We start from the raw sequence: 382 nt of genomic DNA, 5'->3' as shown, positions 1-382 counted from the left end.
CCATCGCCAATCTCATCCATGCCGCGCCCGATCGCTCGGCCGACGACATCGAAAAGGCGCTCGCGGCAACGGCCAGGGATCTCGGCCCCAAGGGACGCGACAATGATTTCGGCTACGGCCTGCTGGACATCAAGGCGGCGGCGGCAAAGGACTAGTCTGCGACAGTCCAAGCCGCGGCTTGCGGAGGACGCACCAGAAAATAGAACGCGACGATGTGCGTGATCATCAGCAGCGGCACGTAGATGATCGGGATCGCGTAGGTGGCGCCCAGTTCGCCCGCACGCTGGGGGAGGCCGACCTGGATGGCGTGGTAATAGTCCACGATGAGGTCGACCGTCCCGACCAGATTGAAGGCGACGACGAGCGCCCAGAAGAGCTGAGG

Annotated in this window: 2 pseudogenes; one reads left to right on the top strand and one right to left on the bottom strand. The window is 63.9% G+C overall.

Annotation, left to right across the window (positions count from 1 at the left end):
- Nucleotides 1-155, top strand: a pseudogene (locus EOC94_RS35040) (peptidase S8); the annotation flags it as partial.
- Here EOC94_RS35040 and EOC94_RS33900 read toward each other — a convergent pair.
- Nucleotides 152-382 (bottom strand): annotated as a pseudogene (locus tag EOC94_RS33900) (hypothetical protein); the annotation flags it as partial. The pseudogenes EOC94_RS35040 and EOC94_RS33900 sit on opposite strands and share 4 nt — an antisense overlap.

Origin of the sequence: Mesorhizobium sp. M6A.T.Ce.TU.016.01.1.1, from assembly GCF_003997065.1 — a bacterium.
Taxonomy (GTDB): Bacteria; Pseudomonadota; Alphaproteobacteria; order Rhizobiales; family Rhizobiaceae; genus Mesorhizobium; species Mesorhizobium mediterraneum.
The sequence above is the reverse complement of the archived record's forward strand: the minus strand, read 5'-3'. Positions and strand labels throughout refer to the sequence as shown.